Annotated in this window: 28 protein-coding genes; 14 read left to right on the top strand and 14 right to left on the bottom strand. The window is 41.8% G+C overall.

Translation table 11 applies throughout. The features are described 5' to 3' along the window. Window positions 1-1,986, bottom strand: a complete 1,986-nt coding sequence (locus TERMP_RS09485; protein ID WP_013468189.1) for a DUF460 domain-containing protein — start codon at window positions 1,984-1,986, stop codon at window positions 1-3. Window positions 1,987-2,072: 86 nt separating this feature from the next. Then, window positions 2,073-2,672 carry a pyroglutamyl-peptidase I gene (pcp, locus tag TERMP_RS09480; RefSeq protein WP_013468188.1) on the bottom strand — a complete coding sequence of 200 codons (600 nt, stop codon included), beginning with the start codon at window positions 2,670-2,672 and terminating at the stop codon, window positions 2,073-2,075. Between the two features lie 63 nt (window positions 2,673-2,735). On the opposite strand from pcp, the gene TERMP_RS09475 reads away from it, so the two are divergent. The 5 genes from TERMP_RS09475 to TERMP_RS09465 all read left to right on the top strand — a co-directional run bounded on the left by TERMP_RS09475 (window position 2,736) and on the right by TERMP_RS09465 (window position 6,189). Beyond that, window positions 2,736-3,851, top strand: coding sequence for a geranylgeranyl reductase family protein (locus TERMP_RS09475; RefSeq protein WP_013468187.1), 1,116 nt, complete (start codon window positions 2,736-2,738; stop codon window positions 3,849-3,851). Window positions 3,852-3,934: 83 nt separating this feature from the next. Then, a complete protein-coding gene (locus TERMP_RS11430) occupies window positions 3,935-4,087 on the top strand; it encodes a DUF433 domain-containing protein (RefSeq protein WP_013468186.1) in 153 nt (50 codons plus the stop codon). Beyond that, the gene (locus tag TERMP_RS11550) at window positions 4,071-4,238 is read left to right on the top strand and encodes a DUF5615 family PIN-like protein (RefSeq protein ID WP_013468185.1); all 168 of its coding nucleotides are present in this window, start codon (window positions 4,071-4,073) and stop codon (window positions 4,236-4,238) included. Before TERMP_RS11430 ends, TERMP_RS11550 begins: the two co-directional genes overlap by 17 nt. A 101-nt stretch (window positions 4,239-4,339) precedes the next feature. Then, window positions 4,340-5,647 carry an RNA-guided endonuclease InsQ/TnpB family protein gene (locus TERMP_RS09470; protein WP_013468184.1) on the top strand — a complete coding sequence of 436 codons (1,308 nt, stop codon included), beginning with the start codon at window positions 4,340-4,342 and terminating at the stop codon, window positions 5,645-5,647. A gap of 191 nt (window positions 5,648-5,838) precedes the next feature. After that, complete coding sequence (locus TERMP_RS09465; RefSeq protein ID WP_013468183.1) at window positions 5,839-6,189, top strand: ASCH domain-containing protein; 351 nt, start codon at window positions 5,839-5,841, stop codon at window positions 6,187-6,189. Here the strand turns inward: TERMP_RS09465 and TERMP_RS09460 are convergent. Further along, window positions 6,155-7,654: a carboxypeptidase M32 gene (locus TERMP_RS09460; RefSeq protein ID WP_013468182.1), complete on the bottom strand. Its 1,500-nt coding sequence runs from the start codon at window positions 7,652-7,654 to the stop codon at window positions 6,155-6,157. The two genes, TERMP_RS09465 and TERMP_RS09460, sit on opposite strands and share 35 nt — an antisense overlap. A 150-nt stretch (window positions 7,655-7,804) precedes the next feature. On the opposite strand from TERMP_RS09460, the gene TERMP_RS09455 reads away from it, so the two are divergent. Next, a complete protein-coding gene (locus TERMP_RS09455; RefSeq protein ID WP_013468181.1) occupies window positions 7,805-8,635 on the top strand; it encodes a carbohydrate kinase family protein in 831 nt (276 codons plus the stop codon). Here the strand turns inward: TERMP_RS09455 and TERMP_RS09450 are convergent. From TERMP_RS09450 to TERMP_RS09430, 5 genes are read right to left on the bottom strand one after another with little or no spacing between them, the layout of a single operon-like run. Continuing rightward, a complete protein-coding gene (locus TERMP_RS09450; RefSeq protein ID WP_013468180.1) occupies window positions 8,632-9,051 on the bottom strand; it encodes a hypothetical protein in 420 nt (139 codons plus the stop codon). The two genes, TERMP_RS09455 and TERMP_RS09450, sit on opposite strands and share 4 nt — an antisense overlap. Continuing rightward, on the bottom strand, window positions 9,048-10,286 hold the full coding sequence (locus TERMP_RS09445) for a DUF58 domain-containing protein (RefSeq protein WP_013468179.1): 1,239 nt from the start codon (window positions 10,284-10,286) through the stop codon (window positions 9,048-9,050). Before TERMP_RS09445 ends, TERMP_RS09450 begins: the two co-directional genes overlap by 4 nt. Before the next feature lie 11 nt (window positions 10,287-10,297). Next, window positions 10,298-11,251 carry an AAA family ATPase gene (locus tag TERMP_RS09440; protein ID WP_013468178.1) on the bottom strand — a complete coding sequence of 318 codons (954 nt, stop codon included), beginning with the start codon at window positions 11,249-11,251 and terminating at the stop codon, window positions 10,298-10,300. Beyond that, the gene (locus tag TERMP_RS09435; protein ID WP_013468177.1) at window positions 11,229-11,663 is read right to left on the bottom strand and encodes a hypothetical protein; all 435 of its coding nucleotides are present in this window, start codon (window positions 11,661-11,663) and stop codon (window positions 11,229-11,231) included. Before TERMP_RS09435 ends, TERMP_RS09440 begins: the two co-directional genes overlap by 23 nt. Beyond that, on the bottom strand, window positions 11,653-12,492 hold the full coding sequence (locus TERMP_RS09430; RefSeq protein ID WP_148221128.1) for a DUF4129 domain-containing protein: 840 nt from the start codon (window positions 12,490-12,492) through the stop codon (window positions 11,653-11,655). The genes TERMP_RS09435 and TERMP_RS09430 overlap by 11 nt, the downstream gene beginning before the upstream one ends. Before the next feature lie 73 nt (window positions 12,493-12,565). Here TERMP_RS09430 and TERMP_RS09425 point away from each other — a divergent pair, with 73 nt between their 5' ends. Next, complete coding sequence (locus TERMP_RS09425) at window positions 12,566-13,063, top strand: DUF2118 domain-containing protein (protein WP_013468175.1); 498 nt, start codon at window positions 12,566-12,568, stop codon at window positions 13,061-13,063. Here the strand turns inward: TERMP_RS09425 and TERMP_RS09420 are convergent. Continuing rightward, window positions 13,060-13,389 carry a hypothetical protein gene (locus tag TERMP_RS09420; RefSeq protein WP_237702809.1) on the bottom strand — a complete coding sequence of 110 codons (330 nt, stop codon included), beginning with the start codon at window positions 13,387-13,389 and terminating at the stop codon, window positions 13,060-13,062. The genes TERMP_RS09425 and TERMP_RS09420 overlap by 4 nt on opposite strands. Before the next feature lie 96 nt (window positions 13,390-13,485). Between TERMP_RS09420 and TERMP_RS09415 the strand changes: the two genes are divergently transcribed. Next, window positions 13,486-13,965: an FKBP-type peptidyl-prolyl cis-trans isomerase gene (locus TERMP_RS09415; protein ID WP_013468173.1), complete on the top strand. Its 480-nt coding sequence runs from the start codon at window positions 13,486-13,488 to the stop codon at window positions 13,963-13,965. Here TERMP_RS09415 and TERMP_RS09410 read toward each other — a convergent pair. Genes TERMP_RS09410 through TERMP_RS09390 form a run of 5 tightly spaced genes read right to left on the bottom strand, consistent with a single transcriptional unit; the run spans window position 13,962 to window position 20,242 of the window. Then, window positions 13,962-14,870 carry a type II secretion system F family protein gene (locus TERMP_RS09410; RefSeq protein ID WP_013468172.1) on the bottom strand — a complete coding sequence of 303 codons (909 nt, stop codon included), beginning with the start codon at window positions 14,868-14,870 and terminating at the stop codon, window positions 13,962-13,964. The two genes, TERMP_RS09415 and TERMP_RS09410, sit on opposite strands and share 4 nt — an antisense overlap. Window positions 14,871-14,875: 5 nt before the next feature. Further along, entirely contained in the window at window positions 14,876-15,937 is a 1,062-nt protein-coding gene (locus TERMP_RS09405) for a type II secretion system F family protein (protein WP_013468171.1), read from the bottom strand. An 11-nt stretch (window positions 15,938-15,948) separates the two neighbouring features. Next, on the bottom strand, window positions 15,949-17,844 hold the full coding sequence (locus tag TERMP_RS09400; RefSeq protein ID WP_048159829.1) for a CpaF family protein: 1,896 nt from the start codon (window positions 17,842-17,844) through the stop codon (window positions 15,949-15,951). Further along, window positions 17,780-18,820 carry a hypothetical protein gene (locus TERMP_RS09395; RefSeq protein ID WP_013468169.1) on the bottom strand — a complete coding sequence of 347 codons (1,041 nt, stop codon included), beginning with the start codon at window positions 18,818-18,820 and terminating at the stop codon, window positions 17,780-17,782. Before TERMP_RS09395 ends, TERMP_RS09400 begins: the two co-directional genes overlap by 65 nt. Before the next feature lie 6 nt (window positions 18,821-18,826). After that, on the bottom strand, window positions 18,827-20,242 hold the full coding sequence (locus TERMP_RS09390) for a DUF515 domain-containing protein (protein ID WP_013468168.1): 1,416 nt from the start codon (window positions 20,240-20,242) through the stop codon (window positions 18,827-18,829). 101 nt (window positions 20,243-20,343) lie between these two features. Between TERMP_RS09390 and TERMP_RS09385 the strand changes: the two genes are divergently transcribed. The 6 genes from TERMP_RS09385 to trm14 all read left to right on the top strand — a co-directional run bounded on the left by TERMP_RS09385 (window position 20,344) and on the right by trm14 (window position 25,413). Next, window positions 20,344-20,685: a TIGR04076 family protein gene (locus tag TERMP_RS09385; protein WP_013468167.1), complete on the top strand. Its 342-nt coding sequence runs from the start codon at window positions 20,344-20,346 to the stop codon at window positions 20,683-20,685. Continuing rightward, window positions 20,633-21,703 carry a GTPase gene (locus TERMP_RS09380; protein WP_048159828.1) on the top strand — a complete coding sequence of 357 codons (1,071 nt, stop codon included), beginning with the start codon at window positions 20,633-20,635 and terminating at the stop codon, window positions 21,701-21,703. Before TERMP_RS09385 ends, TERMP_RS09380 begins: the two co-directional genes overlap by 53 nt. Before the next feature lie 66 nt (window positions 21,704-21,769). Next, complete coding sequence (locus tag TERMP_RS09375) at window positions 21,770-22,810, top strand: substrate-binding domain-containing protein (RefSeq protein WP_237702807.1); 1,041 nt, start codon at window positions 21,770-21,772, stop codon at window positions 22,808-22,810. Between the two features lie 39 nt (window positions 22,811-22,849). Continuing rightward, complete coding sequence (locus tag TERMP_RS09370; protein WP_013468164.1) at window positions 22,850-23,557, top strand: ABC transporter permease; 708 nt, start codon at window positions 22,850-22,852, stop codon at window positions 23,555-23,557. Next, window positions 23,554-24,273 carry an ABC transporter ATP-binding protein gene (locus tag TERMP_RS09365; RefSeq protein ID WP_013468163.1) on the top strand — a complete coding sequence of 240 codons (720 nt, stop codon included), beginning with the start codon at window positions 23,554-23,556 and terminating at the stop codon, window positions 24,271-24,273. Before TERMP_RS09370 ends, TERMP_RS09365 begins: the two co-directional genes overlap by 4 nt. A gap of 42 nt (window positions 24,274-24,315) precedes the next feature. Further along, entirely contained in the window at window positions 24,316-25,413 is a 1,098-nt protein-coding gene (trm14, locus tag TERMP_RS09360; protein ID WP_013468162.1) for a tRNA (guanine(6)-N2)-methyltransferase, read from the top strand. Window positions 25,414-25,452 lie beyond the last annotated feature (39 nt).

The raw sequence follows: 25,452 nt of genomic DNA, 5'->3' as shown, positions 1-25,452 counted from the left end.
TCATCCTTCCTCCTCAGCCTTCCTCTTAAGCTCTTTAATCCTCTCAATACGGTATTCTTCAACCAATTTCAAGAACTCCTGAATTTCCTTCTCCCTATCCTCCTCTTCCCACTGAGCTAACTTCTGCTCTATTGCTCTTTCAAGCTCTTCCCTATCAACTATTGCAAACTCGTCAACTCTCTTAACCTCAATTTCATCCTCATAAAACACCGGGACTTTGTTCTCTCTGAGCACTCCATAAACATTATCTGGCAGAGTTTTTGCACTTATCAAAGCTCTGATTCCTTTTTCAACAAGATGTTCCGCTATGCTCTTCCCAGCCCCTGAAGGATTAACAACATAGATTATATCGTCTTTTTTAATTTGTGCAGAACGCTCTAACCTTTCTATCTCCTTCCATGTTAAGTTCTCAAGGACTTTAAGAGGAACTGCAGAACCTTTAAGCTCAAGGAGGTGCATTCTCTTTGCCAAAACTAAGTCCCTGCTGAGTTTTTCAATTATCGCTTTTGCCTCTCTGAGTTCCTTCTCAAGGTATGCAATCCTCTTGTCCCTGATCTCAATCTCCCTGCTTTTGATTACTTTAGCCCTAACTTCTTCATCATAATATGCCAGCTTATCCTCAAGCTTTTCAATCTTTTTCTTCTGCTCTTCAATTATCGCTCTAAGCTCTTGATTTTCCCTCTCAAGCATTTCAATTGTCCTTTCAAGCTCCTTGATTTTCTCAATGTAAGGTGTTACATCAACGCTTTCTTCTTCGGGGAGGGCTTTGATTTCCTCTTTTGGTCTCTCTCTCAGCTTAACTTTCATTATAGCCTCTCCGAGGTTATATCCCTGAATAACTAAAGCTTTGATCTCATTGCTCTTCTTCATTAATCCGAGTTCTCTGAGCTTTGCATCAACATGCTCAAGCTTTGGCTTCAACCTTAAATAAGCCTTATAAGCAGCTGCCAAAGCATCTCTTTGATGATCATCATCGACGCTGATGCCTAAGCTTCTCAAAAGCTCATTCTTTTCCTCTACACGCAAGCTCTCCCTCGGAACATAGAGGATAGCCTTAAATGAACGGGCGATTTTCTCAACCAAACCCGGAGCTGGATTGACATCGGTTGCGAGGATTATTGGATGGCCAATATCGGAGATAAATCTCACAATATCGCTTACCGCCATATTTCTCTCGCTGTAAACTGCCACGATATTCCCATCCAAGTCCAAAGCAGCTATACCCACAGTTATCCCCGGATCGAGACCAACTATAACACTTTTTCTCACTTGAATGGCTTTTTCGCTCTTCAGGGGCACAAACTCCAAGCTCTTTCTTTCCACGGGGTTTATTTTAATTTCAACATCTCCACCGTGCATTGGCTTTATAAGTCCCGCTAATTCCTCTCTTGAAGCATAGACCTTAAACTCTCCTCTCGCTAACCCGTAGTCTTTTTCTTCAACTTCCAAATCAAAAGGAATGTCTGCCTTCCTTAGTGCTTCTTCGATTTCTCTGACTTTATTTTGAATAAGGTTATGAACTCTTCTCCTATATCTGTCTTGACTCCAGCCGCCCTTTCCCTGACTCCTACCTCTGGAGACCTTTATTATAACCTCATCTTCAAATGCCAAAACCTCATAGCCAACCCCCTTAGATGCCAGTAGGGCACAAACCTTGGCTTCCTCATAAGGGTCGAACTTATCACCAACTCTAATTCCATTCTCCCTTGCCAAACTCCAGAGAGATCGTTGTTCTCCGGGCCTTCCAGTGACCTGAACGAGCTTAGTTCCCTGGGGTAAAGCTCTTAGAAACTTCTTTAATTCATCACCAAGCTCATGGATGTTGTCCATTGCAATTATATCCGGCCTTTTTGCCCGGATAAAACGAACTAACCTATAAAATGTGAACTCCCCCTTTTTCTCAAGTCTTCCATTGAACCAACTAACCACAGCAAACCTCTTTGGATTTTCACTGATTATATCAACTCCAAGTATGAGAATAGGCATCACCTTCTCACAAGGTTTTATGCTCTCGCCTTGAATGATAGTAAGAAATACATTTTAAAAATATTGCCTAAAAGTGAAAAGAAAGATTAGTCAAGACTTTCTCTAATGGCGATTTCTATTGCTCTTTTTATCATTTCTAACGGCATTGATGGAGCATTTTTCTCCAACACTTGCTCCGGGATGTAGGGAACATGAATAAATCCAGCTTTGGCCTTTAATTCATTTGTAGCAACATAGTGGAGAGCCGTAAACATTGCAGTGTTGCACACATAAGTTCCAGCGGTATTCGAAACCACTGCTGGTATCTTATTTTCCCTCAAAGCCTTTACGATTCGTTTTATAGGCAGAGTTGAAAAGTAAGCTGCGGGAGCATCTTCAAAGATTGGCTCATCTTCCGGTTTATATCCATCGTTGTCCTCTTTCTTTGAATCCATAACATTTATCGCAACTCTTTCAACTGTTACGTTTACTCTTCCCCCAGCTTGGCCTGTTAGGATTATCACCCCTGGCTTCTCCTTTGAGATGATATCTGGCAAAAGCTCCTTAACTTTTTTGAAGCTGACCGGGAGCTGATACTTGACAATTTCAGCATCCCTTATAGCATCTGGAAGCATTTTAACAGCTTCCCAAGAAGGGTTTACATTTTCTCCTCCAAATGGTTCAAAACCCGTAACCAAAACTTTCATTGCTATCACCATTAAAGCTAAACTTTATAGGATTTAAAAGCTCATCTAAGTTGAGGGGGAGAGATGAAGTATGATATTGTAATTATTGGTGGTAGTGTGGTTGGTAGTTATTTAGCAACTTTGCTTGCGAGACACTACAGAATAGCCGTGATTGAGGCAAAGAGCTCTTTTGGTGGAAAGGCATGTACCGGAATTATTGGAGCAAAGAGTTATGAGGAGTTGAAACTTCCAAAAGATGCTATAATCAACAAACTGAGAGGAGCAGTTTTCTACTCAAAGATACAGAGCTTTGAGATTGAGAGAAAAGAACCCCAAGCGTACATGGTTGACAGGAAGATTCTTGAAAAAAGCTTAGCAGAAAGGGCGGTGAAAAGGGGAGCCGAATACTATATGAATACAAGATTTCTGGGCTTCAGAAATGGAAAAGCTGTTCTTCAGAGGTTTAATGACAGGTTTGAGATAAACGCTGACTTTTATATCGGAGCTGATGGTGTGAACAGCAAAGTGGCTCAAGAGATTGGTGCAAAAACCAAAGCAGAATTCTTAAGTGGTTATGAAGTTGAGATCGTTGGAGAGTTTGAAAAACCAGACTTCGTTGAGCTTTGGGTGAATAAAGAACTCAATGAAGACTTTTTCTTCTGGGTTGCTCCAATAAATGAAAGCTTGGCAAGAGTTGGAACCTTTGGAAGGCTTGACGCTCTCTTTAATTTCATCAGAGCCAGAATGCTAAAAGAGACCAATATTGTTGAGTTTAAAGCTGGAAGTGTTGCATTGGGCGTTAGAAAGCCGTGGGTTAAAGGAAACGTTGCATTGGTGGGAGATGCAGCTTTGCAGATTAAGCCTTTAACCGCCGGAGGAATTGCATACGGAATGTACTGTGCATATGCTCTCGCTTATTCTCTTATTAACGGAAAACCCGAGGACTATGAAAGGCTTTGTAAGAATATAAAACGTGAGATTTCCTTTGGATTGAAAGCGAGGAGGCTTTTCAAGAACCTCAACCAAGAACAGATTGAAAAGCTCTTCGAGGTCTTATCAAGCAGGGAAGCAATAGAGGTTATTGAAAGCACAGCAGATTTTGACGAACACGCAAAGACAATAAAAGCCCTTATAAAACATCCAAAGCTTTTAGCTAGAGCATTGAAAGTTACACCTATGATAATTAGATATTTGCTCTGAGAGGTGAATGAAATGTTTACACGAATCGAAATTAATCCCAAAAAAATGGGGGGAAAGCTGTTATTAAAGGAACACGGATACCGGTGTATTTCATATTAGAGCTACTGGCCAATGGATGGAGTATTGAAGAGATTTTAGAAAATTATCCCCAGTTAAAAAAAGAGGACATATATGAGGCTATCAGATATGCATCTATGATACTCAAGGAGGAGGAATACATTGAAATTTCTAGCTGATGAGAACATTCCATTGAAAGTCGTGAAAAAACTGCGAGAGGAAGGATTTGATATAATATCAATAACTGAGCTAAATCCTGGAATTAGCGATGAAAAAGTAGCAGAAATATCACAAAATGAAGACCGAGTTCTTGTTACATTTTTCTTTTGAAAGCCTCGTCTTTTAGGGCGGGGATGCAGAAATTCTAAAACCAACAGTTGAGCGGGAAAGCAACACTTTTTTAAAGCCTAAAAATCATACTATAATTTGAGATGAAGCGAACAGTAATAGTCAAACTCCAGCCGAGCAAAGAGCAGACAAAAATCCTTTCTGAGTTAGCAGACCTCGGAGCCAAAGCATGGAACAGGGTGAACTATCTGAGAAGACAGCAATTCTTCGAGGGCAAAATCGTGGACTTTAATGGCACAGAAAAAACCGTTTATGAAGAGTTTAAGAAGAAAATCGGTTCTGCAACCGTCCAACAAATCTGCAGGAAGAATGCTGAAAGCTGGAGAAGTTTCTTCTCCCTCCTTCGGAAGAAGCGGAACGGAGAACTTCCCTCTTGGCTAAAACCGAAACCTCCAAACTACCTGAAAGAAGACGGGAGGAGAAAGCCCTTAATCGTCCTCAGAAACGACCAGTATCGGATTGAGGGGAACAGGTTAATCCTCAAAGGCCTTGGTAAATTCAAACGCCTTGAAATCCAGTTCAAGGGCAGAATACACTTGAAGGGCAAGCAAGGGCGGTTGGAAATCACTTATGATTGGGTAAAGCGGAAGTGGTACGCTCATCTAAGCCTCACGGTCGAGGAAAAACTTGAGGGTAAAGAATGGGTTAAAGTCCCAAGGGAACCATTGGGCAACCTTTCGGCAGGAATTGACTTGGGCGTGAACAACTTAATGGCCGTTTACGCTGAAAACGGTGAAAGCTTCCTCATGAATGGAAGACCGTTAAAGAGTATCGACTTTTACTGGAGGAAGAGAATTGCTGAGTATCAATCAAAACTCAACAAGTCTGGAGCAAAGAAGAGCAGGAAGCTTAAGAGAATGCATGAGAAGGCCAAACTTCAAGCGAAGCATTACATTAATACTGCCGTGAGGCAAACGGTTAAAAAACTCTACGATTTGGGCGTCAGTAAAATCGTGGTCGGTTACCCAAAGGAAATTGCAAGGAATTCTGAAAGAGGTAAAAAGCAGAATTTCATTCTCTCTCATATTTGGCGGTTCAATACTGTTATTAAACGCTTAACCGAAGTCTCTGAAGAGTATGGTATTCGAGTCATTTTGGTGAATGAGGCTTTCACTTCTCAGCTTTGCCCCCTCTGTGGGAAGCCCCACGAAGGGGCTCGCTTCGTTCGTGGGTTGTTTAAGTGTCCCACAGAGGGGCTTGTTTTCAATGCAGACTTGGTTGGAGCGTTTAACATTTTGCGCAAGGTGAAAACCATAACCCCGAACTTGGGTGGTTTGCTTGCCCAAGAGAGGGGTAACTGGCCGAAGACCCGGCCAGGGGGGTCGAAGGCCCGCTTTGAATTGGGTTGGAATGAGACCCCTCAAACCTCCCTGCCAATGGCGAGGAGTTAAAGCTGAACTTTCACCCCTCGCGGCAGGGGGGAGGTCAGTCCGGTTTCCTCCCAAAAATATTACCTCCCAAAAATATTAAGTACATCTACAGTAGGCTCAAGAAAGTTTTTGAAAGTGATGTAGAGTTCTATGGAAAAGTTGTAAGCGTTCATGAAGACAAAATGAGGATTTCCAAGCTTTGAGGTGATTTCATGAAGTGGGAAATGGGTCTTCAAGAAGAGTACCTCAAGCTGATAGCCGAAGGAAAGAAAAAAATAGAGGGTCGGTTGTATGATGAAAAGCGCAGACAAATTAAGCCAGGGGACATTATAATCTTCGAGGGAAAGCTTAAAGTCAAAGTTAAGGACATTAGGGTTTACCCTTCCTTTAAAGAGATGCTCGAAAAAGAAGGCTTGGAGAACGTTTTACCTGGGATTAAAAGCATAGAAGAAGGAGTTAAAATTTACAGACAGTTTTACAGCGAAGAAGAAGAGAAAAAATGGGGGGTTGTGGCTATTGAAATAGAACCTATCCGAGATACTTCTCCTTCAAATACTCAATGAAGTATTCTGGATTTACGCCCTCTCCAAAGCTCCTCTCCAATAATTCTTTTGGTGGATATACTGATCCATATTTGTGTACTTTTTCCCTCAGCCATTCTTTTATTGGCTCGAATTCCCCTCTCTGAACTTTCTCATAGAAGTCCGGAATGTCCTTAGTGATGTATGTCCTGATCTGGGCTGATAGAAGGGTGCCCAATGTGTATGTTGGGAAGTAGCCAATTGTTGCATGAGCCCAGTGTATATCCTGAAGAACCCCTTCACTGTAAGTTTTTGGCCTGATTCCCAACAAGCGCTCCATCTCCTCGTTCCAAAGCTCTGCAACTTCACTTGCCCTTAATCCTTCGTTTATCATGAGCTTTTCAAGCTTGTACCTCAATAGGATGTGCATGTTGTAAGTTACTTCATCAGCCTCAACTCTAATGAAATCTGGTCTAACAGTGTTGAAGTAATAATAGATGTCTTCTGGAGTGTAGTTTGAGATAAACGGAAGATTATCCCGGAGGATTGGGTAAACTAATTCTGCAAATTCTCTTGAGCGACCGATGATGTTCTCCCAGAATCTACTCTGGCTCTCGTGAATGCCCAGAGAAACCCCACCTGCTATTGGGGAGAACATGAACCTTTCATCTTGCTGAAGTTCATAGAGAGCATGTCCAAATTCATGGACTACCGCCAGCAGAGTTCTCTTAAAGTCAAAACCCTCATATCTCGTTGTTATTCTGACATCTTTTATTCCAAATTCTGTGGTGAACGGATGAGGCGAAACATCTAAGCGGCCTCTTGTTCCTATGGGATAACCAAAAAGCTTGAGTACCTCGAGATTTACCTTTTTCATTGCTTCAATATCGTACTTCTCTTTTTCAAGCGGATGCTCTTTTGGGAATTTCCATTCCTCAAGAATTTTATCGAGAATTGGTTTGAGTTCTTTTTCAAGTTTCTCAAATATTGGGTCTAAGTCCCTGGTCTTCAATCCTTCTTCGTACAGGTCGAGTAAAGCGTCGTATGGATACTCATCATAGCCGAGATAGTCAGCGGCTTTCCTTGAAAGTTCTATGATTTTGTCAAGATAAGGCTCAAAGAGTTTGAAATCGTTCTTTTGCTTTGCCTCTTCCCATACCATCGTTGCCTTGCTCCTAACCTCACTCATCTCTCTGACAAATTCTGGAGGGAATGCCTTTGCTATCTTAATCGAGCGCTTGAGAACCCTCACAACACCCCTTTCATAATCGTTAAGCTCTTCTCCTTCTGCTTTTTCAACGAGTTCAACAAATTTTTCATCCAAGATTAGCTTCTGATTTAACACTGAAAGTTCCCCTTGAGCAACGCTCCTTTCAGTTATGCCCTCCTTTGGCATGTTTACCTCCATATCCCAGCCGAGAACACTTTGAGCGTGTCCAATTGCCCATATTGTTCTGTATTTCAGCAAAATTTGTTTTATAACCTCGTTTTGGAAGACTTCTTTCATTTTAATCACCCACTAAGTTTTAGTTTTAAGATTCTTTTGACCTTTTTAAATCTTTTCGATGATCATCTGAACGAAATAAGGGGAGTAGAAAAGGGTTACTCAACAGCCAAAAGATAAATAAAGCAATCTGTCAAGCTATGGGAGGGCGATATGGAGTTAGATCTGGTTGTCATTGGCCATGTCTCAATAGACCATATCAAGTTTCCCAGAAGAGAAGAGATTCTGCAGCCGGGAGGAGCTGCCGCTGCCGTTGCAACCTCAGCAGCCCTAAGCGGTGCAAAAGTTGGGTTGGTTACTAAGGTTGGCAGAGATTTTCCAGAAGAGTGGTTAAAAAAGCTGAGCGAAATCTTGGATATTAGAGGAGTTTACATTCTCGAAGGGAGAACAATTCACATCTATATGATATATCATGAAGATGGAACCGTTGACGCTCCCGTTGATATGGGCGTTGCTCAAAGGATGGGTGAAATTGAAATTCCAAGGGAATACATGAGTGCCAAGGTTTTCCACATAGCACCAATCCCACCCGAAGAGCAGCTAAAATTAGTTAAACGTCTAAAGGGCAAAAGAATAAGCCTCGATTTTAATCCAACATATATAGAGGACTATAAAGCAAAAACCGAGCTTTTGAAAAATATAGTAAAAAATACAGAGATAATTTTTCCAAACGAAAGAGAAGCAAGAATGATAACAAAAACCGAGGACATCAAAGAAGCAGCGAAAGTTCTCCATGAATGGGGGGCTAAAATCATTGTGATAACGAAAGGAGAAAGAGGCGTCCTCGTCTATGATGGAGAGAAGTTTGCAGAGTTTAAGGCATTGCCCATAAACGAGATTGTTGATCCGACGGGGGCAGGCGATGCCTTTGCTGGTGGATTTTTAGCGTATTATGCAAAGGGAAAGTCATTGAAAGAATGCGTTGCTCAGGGGCTCTTTAGAGCAAGGGAAGTCCTGAAGAAAAAAGGAAGCTGGAGCATTTAGTCAGTAACAACTTTCGAAAAGGCATACAGGACAAGAAGTATAAGCATCGCAACTGCCGTAACCTCCAAGCGGGGCATTGCAACTGCTAAAGTCCTGATGAACAAATAAGTCGGCAGGGCTAAGAGGACTGAAACCGTCAAAATTAAATAATGCTCTCTTGGCGCTTTTTCTCTATCCAAATATGCAGATTCCACAAAGAGCAGAGCTAAAGCAACTAAAAGAACACCAAACATTCCCCCAATTTTGTAGTAAAGGAGAAAAATTATGAAAACCACCAAAAAGAACACTCCAAGGAAGTAAGACAAAAATGCCGGTAAAGCCAAGATCAAAATGGGCAAAATCTTCGGGTAGCTGAGCAAGAGAAATGCCAAAATGATTAAAGGTATCGGCGAAAATTTTATCCTCGGCTTTTTCATATTTTAACTACCTCCGCTATCGCTGTTTTAAGGGATTTATTAACGTCCCAGTCTATTATTATACCATATGCAGCAAGCTTCCTTAAATGGGCTTTTCTCTTAAGCTGGAGGATCTTTAAGGCTAAAGCCTCTTCCACACTCTTAGGCTTAAGTGCTGAGTATGGATCTGGGCTAATGACAACCACTTTGTAGCCGTAGCGGTATAGCACCTTTAAAGCTTCCCTACCTTCCTCGGTTATGAGTGGAGAAAAGTATAGGATCTGTGCTCTCGCTGGGAATCTGCTCCTAACCAGATGCTCAACTTGGTACGCTATCATGTTGTTCTTATCTGGCTTTGCCATGCTCAAAAAGTCAATGCACTTGAAGAAGTGCCTCTTTCCATAATCTACTCTAATCCACAATGGAACGTCCTCAGCCAGTAAAAGCCCAAAGCTTGTTCCACTGTTGAGGCAGTCAAGCATGAATGAAGCAGCGGCTCTTATCAGATGATCAAAGGTGCTCTCCCCCTTATATGTTGCATCGACGATTAAAATTACATCAACTTTTCTCTCGCTTTCATACTCATTGCTCATTATTTTTCCAGTCTTTGCGGTTGCTTTCCAGTTGATTATCTTTAACGGATCACCGGGCTGGTATTCTCTAATCGCGTGAAACTCAACACCTTCTCCGATTCTTGGAGAAGGCAGAGGCCCAACTGTAACCTTTGTTCCTTTAGTTGAGTACGGCGTTACAACATCTTCAACTATCGGAACACCTATAAGCTCATCGTACAAATCTATTATTTTTTCTATCTTGAAAAAGCCAAAGGGGTCTTGATAGCTGAGCTTAATGAAATTAAACTCATGAATGCCGCGTTTGACTTTGACTTTATAAGATACCTCTTTTTCCTCACCCCTTGTAAAGGAGAGCAAAAACTCGTTTTTGCCTTCAACGAGCTCAAGACCCTTCGGCAGGTCATCAGCTATTTTTAAGCTTGGGATCCTCTCATTTGCCTTAATCTTCAGCCTTATCTCTATTTCACTCCCTTCAAGAATTCTGTCATGAGGCAAAATTCTTTTGATTTCAACGTCAAGCCTTGGTTTGAAAAAAGTCATTGCAACAAAAAAGAGCCACAACATAGGTAGCGTAAGGTATATCATATCCCAGCGCAGCATGAAAAAAGCTACCATCACTGAAAGCCATAAGGCAAGCAACAGCTGCTCTGCCTTTCCTGTAGGCTGGAATTTTCTTTCCATAAGGATCCCCTTTACTCAAACTTCGGAACTGGAATTTTCTCCAGAATTCTCTGCATAACACTCTCCTGACTAACCCTTGTATACCAGAGCTCTCTCTTCAGTATCAAACGATGGCTTAGAGCAGGCACCGCAACCTTCTTAACATCGTCTGGAATCACGTAGTCCCTTCCCTCCAAAGCAGCGTAAGCTCTCGAGAGCTTAAGTAAAGCCAAGCTCCCTCTCGGGGAAGCACCGATATCAATTTCCCTCTTGTTTTCCCTTGTGGCTTTTACGATGTCTGTTATATACTCCAATACTGCGTCGCTGACATAAACATCTTCAACAGCTTTCTGCATCTCAACAACTTCTTCTGGAGTCACTATTGGATTAATGTCAACTTCCTCCTTTTTCCTCTCAATTCTTCTCCTAAGTATCTCAATTTCTTCCTGCTTTGTTGGATAACCAACTCTAAGTCTGACAAGAAAACGGTCAAGCTGAGCTTCTGGCAGTGGATATGTCCCCTCCTGCTCTATTGGGTTCTGAGTTGCAATAACAACAAATGGCCTGTCCAAATAATATGTCTTACCCTCAATCGTCACCTGTCTCTCCTGCATTGCCTCCAATAGTGCAGATTGAGTCTTTGGCGGAGCTCTGTTAATCTCATCGGCCAATAATATGTTTGTGAAGATTGGGCCTTTTCGGAATTCAAACTCCAGTGTTTTCTGGTTGAAGACGCTTACACCCAAAATGTCCGAGGGCAATAAATCGGGTGTAAACTGAACTCTTCTGAACTTAACCCCCAAGGCTGTTGCAAAGCTCTTTGCCATAAGTGTCTTTGCCAATCCCGGCAAATCTTCAATCAAAATGTGCCCATCTGCAAGGATTGTCGTCAATATGAGCTTAAGAACTTCCTCTTTGCCAACTATTGCTTTTCCAACTTCATTTAATATAAGTTTCCCTTTCTCATGCACTTCTTCTATCTTCATTCAAATCAGCCTCCACGATTTCCAAGGCTTTTTTCAAATTTTCATAAAAGTCGCCTTCAGAGTGGAGAAGTCTTAATGCCTCATTAGGATTTGACTTAAGGTCAAAACGGGTGTATTCATCAGAGAGGAGAGCATAAATTTCTCTGATCTCCTCAGCAATAATTTCTCTTGCCATCTTCCCTTTTTTTGCTCTTTTAACAACAGAAGTCAATCTTTCAAGGTCACTTTTGCCAGAAATCAAGTTTCGCTTTCTTCGTGGGATATATTCACTTTGAATTTCAAAGCCAAAAAGAACTACAATCAGAATAACACCAGCAATTATAACACCAAGCCATCTCACCAAATAAGAACCAGAGAGAAACGCCATTAAGGCAAAGGGAACTGCAAGGAATAAAGCTTTGCTAACTCTCATGCCCCTCACCTTTAATTATTAGGTAAAGTTCATAAGCCCTTTTGGCATCTTCCATCGTTACTTTTTCTGGAGCATATTTGGCTTTTTCAAAAAGTCGTGCAAGCTCAACATAAGCGTCGTGTTTGTATCTTACTCTCTTCGCATGTTCCCAGTGGGTCCAGCTTTCTCTGTAGGGAATTCCCAAAATTTCAAGCCATATGACAGCATTTTTGTACAGCTTAACAACAATATCTTTGGGATCTCCGATGAATGAAATTCCCTCTTCTTTAAGCCTTTTGTCAAACTCCTGAACTTCCTTTTTAAGCTTCTTTATTTTTCTCTTGGCACTTAAGTCTTTATAAAATACCATTGAAAGATAAACCAAAGTGGCAGAAACCACTCCAAACACACCATAAAGTATAACTCCCACATTGGAGGATTCTTGAAAAACAGGATTTCTAAAGTATTTTTCGTAATACGTTACATGATAGCTTCCGTTAACAACATACACCCCTTGTGTTGTAGTATTATTTGCCACCATCGGAGAGAGCTGAGCTTTATATGCCATATAAAGCAGAGGTAGAGAGAGCATCAACGTTCCAGCAAAAATTGCAACTATTATTTGCTGATTAATTCCCTCATTTCTCCTTTTTGTAGGCAGATCCTGCCAGCTCAGAAGTATTTGGATAATAATAAAGCCCGCGGCTATCACAATGATCCCAAAAAACAGACCAACCCAATAATAATTTTGTGAACCTTTTGGAATCTCCTCTATTTTGGCCTGACCGCTCATTATAAGTGCCATCAAGAGAAACAGCACTGAAAACAATGCTAGGCCTTTTCTTTTCATTTTGACCAAACAATAGTTATGATGGATAAACTTAAAAAGTTTTACATTGTTGAAAAAGTTAGGTGATTAATGTATGGAAAGGATACCTCAATTATATGTGGAGTCCTCGTATGAAGAGTGCTTTGATAAAGAGGGAAGAGCTAAAGTTAACTGCATAATCATTCAGGGAAACGTTGAAGTGAGACTCAAAAAGGGAGAGAAGATTCCAGAGTTCATAGACATAGAAAGAGCAAAAATTTTGAAAAAAGAAGTTTATGATAGATTTCACTTTTATGTTGATAAATATGAGCACAAAATGCTCTGCGATGCTATAGTTGTTTTGCCGGATAGGAGAACAGAGATTAGACTGTACAAAGGCGATGAGCTAATGATCCTGCCTGTTGAAGGTTATGTATCAACTTTAATCGCAGGCGTTGGTAATAGGGTAAGAAAAAGTGATGCATTTGCCGCTGTAACAACAAAAAAGGGTGAAGTTCACTACCTAAAGCCGCCAAAGAACGGTGTTGTGGTCTTTATAGATGAGTTCACAAATAGGCCACATTATCTCTACTATTTGCTTCCGGAGGATTAACTCTTTTCCATGCCTTCCATTATTGCCCTCACATTCTCTTTAATCCTCATCTTTAAAGTATCAAGTTTATCCATGCCCTGAATCGTCCTTGTGTTGTTTGCACTTGTTATTATCAACGACCAAAGATAAAGCCCGTGCTTCTTTTCCTCACTCTGAAACATTGCAAGAAACTTGGTTCCATAAACACTGACTTCCAGAATCTCTATGTCCCTGTTCCCAAGCTTGGTTGTGTAGACTTCCTCAACATTAAGCTCTTCAAACTCTCTTTTAAGCATTTCAGCAAAGTATCCCATAACATACAACCTCCAAATATCAGTCATCAGCATTGTATATATACTTTTCCCAAACTTGTATAATATTAACCAAAAACGTTATAAAGGTGTTATCACTATGGGGATTATCAAGAAAGTTTGGTGAAAAAAATGAAAGTTGAAAAAGGAGACTTTGTAGTTTTCAACTACGTTGGAAGATTTGAAGATGGGGAAGTTTTTGATACGAGTTATGAAGACATCGCTAAAGAAGCTGGCATTTATGTTGAAGATCGCAAATATCAACCAATAGGTGCCAATGTTGGAGTTGGCGAACTGATCCCCGGGCTGGATGAAGCATTAATTGGAATGGAAGTTGGGGAAAAGAAAACCATAACAATACCCCCAGAGCTTGGATACGGAATGCCCAAGGAGGAACTCATCATTAATGTTCCCCGCTCAGATTTCGAAAACGCGGGGATAGAGCCGGTTAAGGACATGTATGTCATGACAGACAGCGGGATAGCAAGAATCGCAGAGGTAGGAGAAGAAAATGTTACATTAGACTTCAACCATCCGCTTGCTGGAAAAACCTTGATCTTTGAAGTTGAAATAATCGACATCCAAAAAGCGGAAGAAAAACAGGAAGCCTAAATACCCAGATTTATAGAGCCAGCAAGGTTAAACACTATAACTCCCACAACTGCCAGCACTGCACTGTATTTTAAGCCTCCCAAAAACTTTCCTTCCCTTATTACTCCAATTCCTATCCCCGAGATTATTGCTTGCAAAGCAACAAATATCAAAAGTATGTTTTTTATAGATGAGATTGGCAGGATTACTGAGCCCCCAACACCGCTCAATCCAGCAATCACCTGGGACACAACTCCAAGAATCAATGGACCCACGAAGCCACTCGCGATTATGAAGAACATTGTCTGCATTCCAGTTGAAGCTTTTCTCTCCTTTTTGATTCTTAAAATTTCACGAACGTCATTACCAACTGAAACGAGAACATCAGCCATTGGTGCACCCCTTTCGAGTGCTTCAATTATAATCATCATTGACCTGTATATCACTGGAGATTTTTTGTTCCTTAGGGCAAACGCTTTTAATGCTTCCACAGTTGGTCTGCCTTTTTTGATTTCTGCAACTGTTTTTCTAAACTCTTCAGTTAATGCTCCGAACTTTGCTGTAGTGAGCTCTTCCAATGCTTCTGAGAATGAGATGCCAGCTCTAAGAGAACTTGCTAAATAGAAGAAAGCATCAGGAAGCATCTGCTCCATGTCCTCAATCCTTTTGACGATTCTCCAATAGGGATATACCCAAATTGTGCTAATCAGCGTTACAATAAAAGCTACAACCCCATAAATGGAGTTAAGCATTGACAATACTGTCCCGATAATTATAGATATAAGGAACGACATCAACAGATATTCACTTGCTCTAAAAGCTATTCCCGCAGAATACAAAAGCAAGTCATATTTTTTTAAGAGCTTCTTGGGGATAACTTTTTCTGTAATTTTAACAAGATAAGGGGTAATTTGAACTCTGACCATTTTACTCACCTCGGCTCACTGCGTTTTATCATCACAACCATCAGAAATGCCATTGCTGGAAAGCCAAAAAGCAGTACCACTGCCAATCCTTGAATGGGCATAATCAATCTTTTATTCATTATTGATGCCGCCAATACGGCGACCACAAGCATTGTGGGCATGACGACGCTTATAAACATGTAAACGAATGCTAACCCATTGACTTTTTGAACATACTCCACAAGCCTCATTCTGTACTCAAATGAAAAGTCCTCAGCCAGCTTGTAGAGTATTCCCGATAAATTCCCTCCAAATTTTACTGCCCTCAGCATTTGCTTCACAACTCTGCTCACATTTTCTGATGCCATTCTCTCTTCAAATCTTGTCAAAGCCTCCTCAAAGGATGCACCACCACGCATATCTCTGATTATAAGTTCGAATTCCTCCGAAATCACGCCATAATCCGAATTTGCAACCGATAATATTGCCTCTGCAATACCGACACCAGCACTTAATAAAGATGCTAAATGCCTAAGAACATAAGGCATTGCTCTTTCTACCTCTGCAACCCTGTGTTTCCACACAATTCTGGGGTAATTCCTCATATAGAGGAATCCACCAATGAATCCAAGAAGTGCTAATAACACCGAAACATCCACGGGGAGCATGAGGAGAACTCCAACTAAGAATGTAAAAATACTTGAAATGATGCTAACTCCAATCATCAATGCCACATATTTGTCCTTACTCATTCTAATATTGGCCCTATACAGGTCATACTCCAATCCCTTTAACGACTTTGTCAAGGATCTAACTGGACCACTGAAATACTTTAATACTGCTTCTGCAATTCTTTCAGAAAAAGGCTTTTGAAGTTCTTTCTCTCTCCATTCTACAAGCTCCTCAATTTCTTTTTCCCTCTCTTCCTTTCTTTCTGTTTCGACTTCCTCCTGCATTTTCTTGAGTACCTGAAGCCTCTCTTGAATGCTTTTTCCTTGAGGAATTCGTCTAATGGGCTTCTCACTAAGTTCCAGAGTTTTTTCGCCAATTTTCTCGAAGATATCAGTTATTTTTTTACCAATTCCCAACAGACACCACCTTAAATAAAGCTCTTAACTTTCTTTGCAAGTTCAGCAGATGTACTTTCTCTCTCAATTCTCTTAAGAAGATCTTCTGAGTCTATGTAGAACTGTCTTATATAGTGTCCGACTTCCTCAATACCTCTTATTCCTCTCTCTATCATCCACTCCAGCACGAGTTTTCTCTTCTCTTTTTCAATTTCAAGCTCAGTGAGGCTTAGTCCGGTGTGCTGAGCTAAAATATTCATAAACCTGCTTGGAACTCCCGTTGCAACAAGTTCATCCTTAGCCGGATCGTACTTGTACAACTTGTTCAACTGAATACTCTCACCCTCAATTCCCGAGACTTCAGCGATTTCTGTGATTCTTCTTATTGTTCCCTTTTTTCTACTATGGTACCTGATTTGCATGATGATAATATCCAAAGCAGGTATCATAATTCTTGGAACGTTCATTGGTGGACTCTCAAGCCTAACAATTGTTTCTCTTGCTGAGTTGGAGTGAATTGTGCCCATACAACCATCATGCCCTGTGTTCATGGCTGTAAACATCGTTCTTGCCTCTGGCCCTCTGACCTCACCAACTATGATTCTATCAGGTCTCATACGCAACGTGTTCTTAACGAGATCATCCATCGTAATTTCTCCTTTTCCCTCAACATTTGGGGGTCTTGTTTCCAATCTGACCCAATGTTCTATCGGCAACTGAAGTTCAGCAGTGTCTTCAATGGAGATGACTCTTTCACTCGGTGGAATAAACATTGCAAGAGAATTCAGCGTTGTTGTTTTACCCGAACCAGTTCCACCAGCGACAAGGATATTTGCGGGCTTAATGCCCAATCCATCGACAAATATCCAAAGCAAAGCTGCAACCTCAGTATTAAGTGTACCATACTTTATAAGGTCAATTATCGTCAGTGGATCCTTTTTAAACTTTCTAATTGTAATTGTTGGGCCATCTAAGCTGATCGGTGGAATAGTAGCATTTACTCTGCTTCCATCAGGCAAACGGGCATCTAAAAGCGGACTTTGCTGATCAATCCTTCTTCCAACTTCCCTTGCGATACGCTCAATTATGTTTAAAATCTCCCTATCATCCTTAAATACAATATTAGTTTTACACATGTTAAACCTTCTGTGCCACACATAGACCGGCTTGTTGGTTCCAATAACCATTATTTCTTCAAGATTATCATCTCTCACCAATGGGTCAAGTCTGCCATACCCTATCATATTTTGAACAACAAGCTCAGTAAGGATCTCTATTCTCCCCTCAGATAAAGTGGGAGCCATCTCCCTTACCATATTTTTTACGGCTTTAAGGAAAATTCTCCGTCTCTCTTCTATGTCTGGTATGCTCTCCGGATCAATTTGAATCTCAACAACTGCTCTATCTCTCACCATCTTGAGAAGTTTCTCTTCATCTTTACTAAGCTCAGGAAGCCTTAGTTCATATATCGGTACTGGCTCCCCTTTAACTTTGAGAATGCGCACATTCCCATATGCATCCAGGACTTTAACCTCTCCAACATAAGGAGGAATTACACCTCTCTTGTGGGGCGCTCCTAAAATATCCTGAAGTGTTAAGGGCGTTTCTTTCCTCCCCTCCTTTGGAAATGTCTGTTCCACAGGCTTCTTTTCGGGAACTCCAAGAATATCCTCCAATTTAACCCCACTTTTTTCTTCTTTCAAAAATGGAAATGGAGATTTTGTTTTTTCTTCTTTTGTGGAGTTCTCAGATAGAATGCTGTCTAACCCTCCTCCACTTCCAAATGGGAACGCCGCTCCCCGGGATTTATCTTCCTTCTTTTTGTCTGTCTCTCCCAAAATATTCTCTAAAGGAGCGGCATCTTTACTCAGGATTTCTTCTATCCAAGACAAACCAGAGTGCTTTCTCTTTTTGTCTTTCAATTGCATTCACCTTTTCATCATTGTTCCAAGATACGTGATATTTTATTTCAAGGGGACTACTTCCAAGCCACACAATCCATACAGGGTAATCAAAGCTCTCCAATTTAGTTTTTGGTTGCTTTATGTTTTCAATCTTTTTCCCACTCAAAAGCTTGTTTGATAGAGGGTATAAATTAAATTCTTTTTTGGAGACATTTTGTGTTTTAGGTTCCTCTTTCACTCCTAAAAAGCTTGGTAGAAATTCAGAAACATACTCACTGTACCTCATGGTGTATTCCGGAGTAAATCCATAATGATTGGCATTCTCAAAAACAGCCGGCAATCCAACGGCAAATAATGTCCTGAATAGTCCATACTTGTTGGGAATATTCTGGAGAACCAAAGTTACTTCCCCATCATATTTTAGTATTTTAATATCCCCGTCTCTTCCAAAGAAAGAAGTTTGGACATCGAAATAGTAGCGAGGAGTTAATAACAGTTGGGGGTATACAGTACCATAAAAAAAGTTTTGCACATCTTTCTCTGTCTTAACATAATACACCACAGAAGTCGTGTTTGGATAAACAATAGTTATGCTGTGTGGAAATGCGGATTTGTACTCTTTTAATGGTAGATCAATAACGTTATCATCTCTAACCATTACTTCAACTTTCAGAGTCTCATACGGATTGACCCAGAAGCCTGGAAGGTAGTTGAGAGTGTTCAAAGCAGGTGTTATATAAGACACATTTCCAATTTCCCTTAAAACTTCCCCATTCTCTCTATATATTATGTAATTGTAATATGGGTTAACGATTACAAATTTTGGAAATGGGGCAGTATTAATCAATGTTATGTTTAGATCAATATAAAGACTTGCCTTAATCCCAATATTATTGTAATCCCCTCCAGGAAGAGGATAGTCCTCACCAGTTACAGAGGCATTTAAGAATGCTCCAAATAGCCAAAAAACAAGGAAAAATGAAAGGAGAGACCTTTTCATTGTCTGTCACCCCGTGATTTTTGCAATATAGATCATGTCCTTATGGTTTAATATGTCCGTAACAAATTCGGCCGGAACTTCGATTATTACAAGAAATCTGGCCGTGGGATCGAGCACAAGCATGCCTGAATCTTTTTCGAGATCAATAATTTTCCATCCATACTGTGAGAGCTGTTCTTTAACATCCTCTGGAGCTTCGATTTTTCCAGCTGCAATTGCCTTCAGAACTTCAGCCAAGTTGACATTATAATTGTAATATGCACTTGAGCTGTCACTGCTTGATTGAGTTGTAGAATATTGGTTATTTGCATTTTGAGCATTTGTTATTGTAGTATCTCCGGGAGTATAGCTTGTTGAGTGTGATTCTGAATAGGATGTGGTTGATGACGTCGAAACCGTACTTCCCTCACTCTGAGATTCGCTCAGTGAAATTTGACCTGCTGTCGTAGGGAGAAGCACCAAATCAACATACCCTTCATCTGCGATTTTGATGTATTGGCCTTTTGTACCATTTTTAGCATAAATTTTGATCTTATCACCCGGTGAAAGAAATGCCCCATTTATCCTGTCTCTTGTTAACACAAGGGCAATTTGCACCATTTCCGCTTTTTCAATTGTATATTGAAGGAGCTCCCCAAGATCTGTTATTTTACTGATTACGTATTTGGCTTCAATTTTTGTATATATTCTCTTCTCCTCACCCTTCTTTAGAATTACCTTTTGAGTTGGAATAGAATCAATTAAGTAATAATAGTATTCTTTCCATAAATCCATCAGATACGGTGTGGGATCAACGGCGAGAACTTGTTCCTTACTTTGAGCATTCTCAACTTCCTGTTTAAGTTGATTTAATTTCTTAATTGCCTTATTTTTCAAGTCTTCCGGAAGAGGCTGAGCCAACAACGGTTCAAATGCTTGCTCAATTGCAGATATTTGCTGAGCTTTGGCTTTGTTTAGCTCTTCAAGAGCTTTTTTCTTAGCTTCTTCCTCTTTTCTTCTTTGCAACTCAGCCAAACGTTCCTCATAGACTTTCTTCACATCAATCTTGTTAAGCTCCTCAATACTTTTAGCAGCTTGAATTTGTTTGATCAGCTCAAATTTGGCAGTATCATTGGCAAGTTCCCCTGTAAAATACCTATTGACCTCAGCAATTTTTTGCTGTTTCGCTTTCTCTAACTCCCTGAGGGTTCTATTCTGGTAATAAGTATAAGCGGCAAATGAAATCGCCAAGAGTATTATAATCACGATTGCAGCTCCTATTATAATTCTTCTTTTTCTTTCCCTTTCTCTAAGACTTCCAATTTTAGAAACTCTTCTCGGAGGTCTTGTCACAGCGGGCTTGGGAGGTCTGGCTTCTTGCTCGGCAGTTGCCTTTCCCAACTCTCTCAACCTTCTAATTTTCGCTTCAATATCCTCTGACACCTTGAGCACCACCATGAGAATTATCGTTAAAATTACAGTCGGCCATCCACATCTGAATTAATCTTTTGAACTTAAAGCCTTATTTACATTTCGGTGGTATCATGGGGAAACTGATTATAAATGTCATAGAAATTAGAGGAAAATGTCCAGTGTTTAAAGTAGGTGACAGAATAGTTATTGAAGGACCACAGATAAACCTAAAAGAAACAGATGCAGTATGCACTCACGCATTCGCCTCCCTAATGCCTTATATCGTGGCACTGAGAAAAGGTATTAAACCAAGTGAACTTGGACTGGGAAAAGGAGGCAAAGCCTATGTGCAGTGTCTCGATCCTGGACCTCCCTATACTGAGGGTGGAACTGTAATTTTCGAGATAACGGTGGTGAAAGATGAAGCAGAAAAAAGCATGGAGAATAGTGAGAGAAGTGATAGACGAGGCTGATATTGTAATTGAGGTAGTTGATGCGAGGGATCCAATTGGAACGAGAAACCCAAAGGTTGAGAGGTTAGTGAAGGAAAGCGGAAAAAAACTGCTCATAGCTATGAACAAAGCCGATTTAGTTCCTAAAGAATGGGCTGAAGAGTATAAGAGAAAGAGCGATGTTCCGATGGTTTTTATCAGTGCAAGAGAACGAAAAGGAACTGGAATCCTGAGAAGAGAAATCAAAAAGATAGCAAAAGAGCTGTTTGATGAAGGAAAAGAAAAAGTTAAAGTTGCATTAATTGGCTATCCAAATGTTGGAAAGAGCACAATAATTAATGTCCTTAAAGGTAAACATGCCGTTGGAGTCGCCCCAATTCCTGGGTATACCAAAGGAAAACAGCTTATAAGGCTCAGTAAGAAAATATGGTTAATAGACTCTCCCGGTGTTGTACCGATAGATGACTTTGACGAACTTGTAATCAAAGGAGGGTTCCCAGCAGATAAGATTGAAGACCCGGTAAAGCCGGCATTAAAGCTTATTAGACGTATCATTGATACCAGAAAAGAAGCCTTGACTGAGAAATATGACATTCAAGAGTTTGAAAGTGAGGAGCAGATTTTGGAGGCGATCGGTAGAAAGAAGGGTTTACTTAGAAAAGGAGGAGAAGTTGACATTGAAGAAACAGCAAGATACTTCCTTAGAGAGTGGCAGACAGGGAAATTCACCCTATTTGAAAAAGAAGAGAAGAGGGAAGAGGAATTCCAATGGGCATACAGTGATGTTCTTGAGGAGATTGAGCAAGAGCTTTTGCTTGACCCAAGGAGAATACTTTGGAAGTTTAGAGAGAAGATTGAACCGAGCAATGTGAAGAGAGTTGGGATTAAGGAAATTGAAGGATTTACTGTGGGTATAGCAACTGGATTTAAAAAGTGCGACTCAGCAAAAAAGCTTTTGGAAAAGATTACTGGAAAGAAAGTCATAGCAAGTGAATGCTTTGGGAAGAAATGGAAGGGAATAATCGCTATACTTGAGTAGCATCTGTTAAACGAAAGCATTTAAAATATGCAAAAATGTTTATAAATATTGTTTCTACACGAATAAATGGTGAACATCATGAATAAGAGGCTAAAGCTGGGATTTTTGTTAGCTCTCATTCTTGTCAGCTTTTCTTATGGATGTATAGGTAACAGCAATGAGGTTGCAACGGCAAAGCCCAAGGTTCTTACGATTTCAACCACCACCAGCCTCTACGATACCGGAATCCTTGAGAACGTGGTTGCACCAATTTTCAAGGAGAAGTACAACATAGAGCTCCGCTTCATCCCCAAGGGGACAGGGGGAGCGATTCTCGATGCTAAAAGCGGTGCCAGCGATGCCATACTCGTGCATGCACTCCCGAAGGAACAGGCCTTCATGGAGGAGGGCTACGGGGTGAACAGAAAGGTCTTTGCTTACAACTTCTTCGTGATAGTCGGCCCGAAGGACGACCCTGCTGGAATTAGAGGTTTAAGCGTTTCCGAGGCGCTCAAGAAGATCGTCGAGTACGGCAGGGCCCATCCCGACAAAATCGTCTGGGTCTCAAGGGACGACGGTTCGGGAACAAACACGAAGGAAATAGCCCTGTGGAAGAACGCTGGCTTCGATTTCAACGAGCTGAAGAACGAGAGCTGGTTCGGAACCACCGGTGCCGGAATGGGCAACACGCTCCTCTACACGAGCGAGAGGAAGGCATACACCATCTCGGACATAGGAACCTACCTCAAGTACCAGAAGGAAGGCAAGATAAACCTGGACGTCCTCGTTGACAAGGGGGAGGAGCTCATAAACGTCTACGCCATAATCATAATCAACCCGAAGAAGATACCCGGCAAGGACTTTAAGGATGCGATGCTCTTGGCCGAGTGGCTCACCAGCGACGAGGGTCAGAAGGCTATAGCCGAGTACGGGAAGGACGAGTTTGGAAGGCCCCTGTTCTACCCGGCCGTTCCGGTTCTCAAGGGCGAGCAGGGGGATGTCTTCAGGTGGATCCTCAAGTACGGCTTCATGAAGGACGGGGATAAATACACCGAATGTCCCGAGAAGTTCAGGTACAACGCCACCTACGACTTCTTCGAGTTCCCGGCCTCGGTGGTTGGGGGCTAAGCCTTTTATTTCTTTCCTCCATCTCAGGGTGGATGAAAGATGGCGTGGGACTACATAATCCAGGGATTTTCAGAGGCTGTGAAGCTGATAGACGACCCCTACGTGATAGAGATAGCCCTCCGTTCCATCAAGGTTTCAGGCATAGCGACACTGATGGCGGTGGCGTGGTCTCTGCCGATTTCAGTGCTCCTCGGCCTGAAGGACTTCCCCGGCAAATGGCTGGTTAAGACCCTGATAAACGGGCTCATGGGAGTCCCGACCGTTATCTGGGGCCTGGTGCTCTACCTGATGTTCGTCCCCCTCGGCCCGCTCGGTTCCCTCGGCCTTCTCTACACGGAGATGGGGATAAGCGTCGGTCAAGCATTGTTGATAACCCCAATAATTATGAGCATAGTCGTGAACTCGCTGGAGTCGATAGAGGGTGAGGTGAGAGAGCTGGCCTTAACTCTCGGTGCCGATGAGATGCGTGCATCCTTCCAAGTGGTCAGGGAGAGCGTCGGAGGTATAGTCTTAGCCATCATAGCGGCCTTCAACAGGGCCATAGCCGAGCTCGGCATAGCCCTCATGATCGGCGGCAACATCTACGTTAGGGGTGGCGTTTACAACACCCGGGTTCTCACCACTGCAATACAGATGTACACCGTCAGGGCGGAGATAAATATGGCGATAGCGCTGGGCATAATCCTCATGGGCATAGTATTGGCTGTGAACCTGCTTTCAAACCTTGTGCGGAAGTGGTTGGAATGATAGTGAGGGCCGAGAACTTAGTTAAGAGCTACGAAGACCACAGGGCGCTGGACGGTGTGAGCCTTGAGGTCAAAAAGGGCGAGATATTCTGCGTCATGGGGCACAGCGGGGCCGGGAAGACCACCCTGCTGAGGATTTTGGCCTTGCTTGAGAGGCCCGACTCGGGGGAGTACTTTTTCGATGGGAAGCCTGTCAACTGGAGCCGGCCGGGGGAGCTGAGAAAAAACATCACCATGGTGTTTCAGACCCCGGTAATGTTCAACACGACCGTTTTCAAGAACATCGCCTATGGGTTAAAGCTGAGGGGCTACTCCAGGGCAGAGATAGAGAAAAAAGTTCACGAGGTGCTCTCCCTTGTGAGGCTTGAGGGCTACGAAAAGAGAAAGGCCAAAACGCTGTCCGGCGGAGAAAAACAGAGGGTCGCCATAGCGAGGGCGATAGTCCTTGAGCCGAAGCTCCTCCTGATGGACGAGCCTACAGCCAACCTTGACCCAACGAACTCGGCCATAATAGAGGACATCGTAAAGGAAATCACCAAGGAAAACGGCACGACGATAGTCTTCTCGACCCACAACATGTTCCAGGCGAAGAGGCTCGCCGACAGGGTCGCCCACATGTACGCTGGAAAGATAGTTGAAGTTGGCAAAACTAAGGAAGTGTTCGAAAGACCAAAAAGTGAACTAACAAAAAGATTCATTAATGGAGAACTTTTCTGAGCTAAGCTTATAAGCAAATTATCAAACATTTGGAGTATGAGCATGAAATTCCTACTAACCACTTCACAGGGAATTGAAGATTTAGCCAAAAAGGAAGTTGAAAGACTATTTGAGAGCAAAGGAATCAAAGTTAGTATCGAAGAAAAGCCCTTTGGAGTTGAAGGCCGCTTAATTGCAGAAGTTGAGGAGAGTTTCTACACCGATGAGAAAGGCAAAAAGAGAGAATTCAGTCCAGCAACTTTCCTCAACGAGAATTCCCGACTTCTGCATCGCGTAATAGTTGAGATAGCATCGTTAAAATTTAAAGGAATCGAAAGCCAAGAACCAGAGAAAGCCCTCAGAGAGATTTACGATTTCGTGTATTCCCTTCCAATTGAAAACTACGTGAAGATAACAGAAAGCTTTGCTGTTAGGTCATTTAGGAAAGGCGAGCATGAGTTTACAAGCGTTGATATTGCAAAAACAGTTGGGAGTGCAATTTATGACAGACTCAGCAGATATGGAAAGCCTAAAGTGAATTTAGACCATCCAAGCGTGATTTTTAGGGCTGAACTCATTGATGATGTATTCTTCTTAGGAATTGACACAACTGGAGATTCTTCTCTGCACAAAAGACCTTGGCGTGTCTATGACCATCCGGCACATCTTAAGGCTTCAATAGCAAATGCAATGACTGAGCTTGCTGAGGTAGATGGTGGCTCCGTTATTGACCCAATGTGCGGAAGCGGGACTATATTGATCGAGCTGGCTTTAAGGGGTTATGAAGGAAGAATAATAGGAATTGAGAAGTACAAGAAGCACTTAAGGGGAGCCAGAATGAATGCTTTAGCGGCTGGGGTTTTGGATAGGATTGAGTTCATTCAAGGAGATGCCACAAAGCTGACTCAATACGCTGACAGCGTCGATTTTGCCATAAGCAACTTACCCTACGGCCTAAAAATAGGTAAAAAAAGCCTAATCCCGAAGCTTTACATGGAGTTTTTCTCTGAGCTGTCAAAAGTTTTAGAGAAGAGGGGTGTTTTTCTAACAACAGAGAAAAAAGCGATTGAAGAGGCATTTGAGGAGAACGGATTTAAGATTCTGCATCACCGATTGGTAGGACACGGTGGATTGAGAGTTCACCTGTATGTCATACAATAAAACTTTTAAGCCGATTTTCTTTACTCTTTTCGGTGATAG

The sequence above is a fragment of the Thermococcus barophilus MP genome, from assembly GCF_000151105.2.
GTDB classification, from domain to species: Archaea; Methanobacteriota_B; Thermococci; order Thermococcales; family Thermococcaceae; genus Thermococcus_B; species Thermococcus_B barophilus.
The sequence above is the reverse complement of the archived record's forward strand: the minus strand, read 5'-3'. Positions and strand labels throughout refer to the sequence as shown.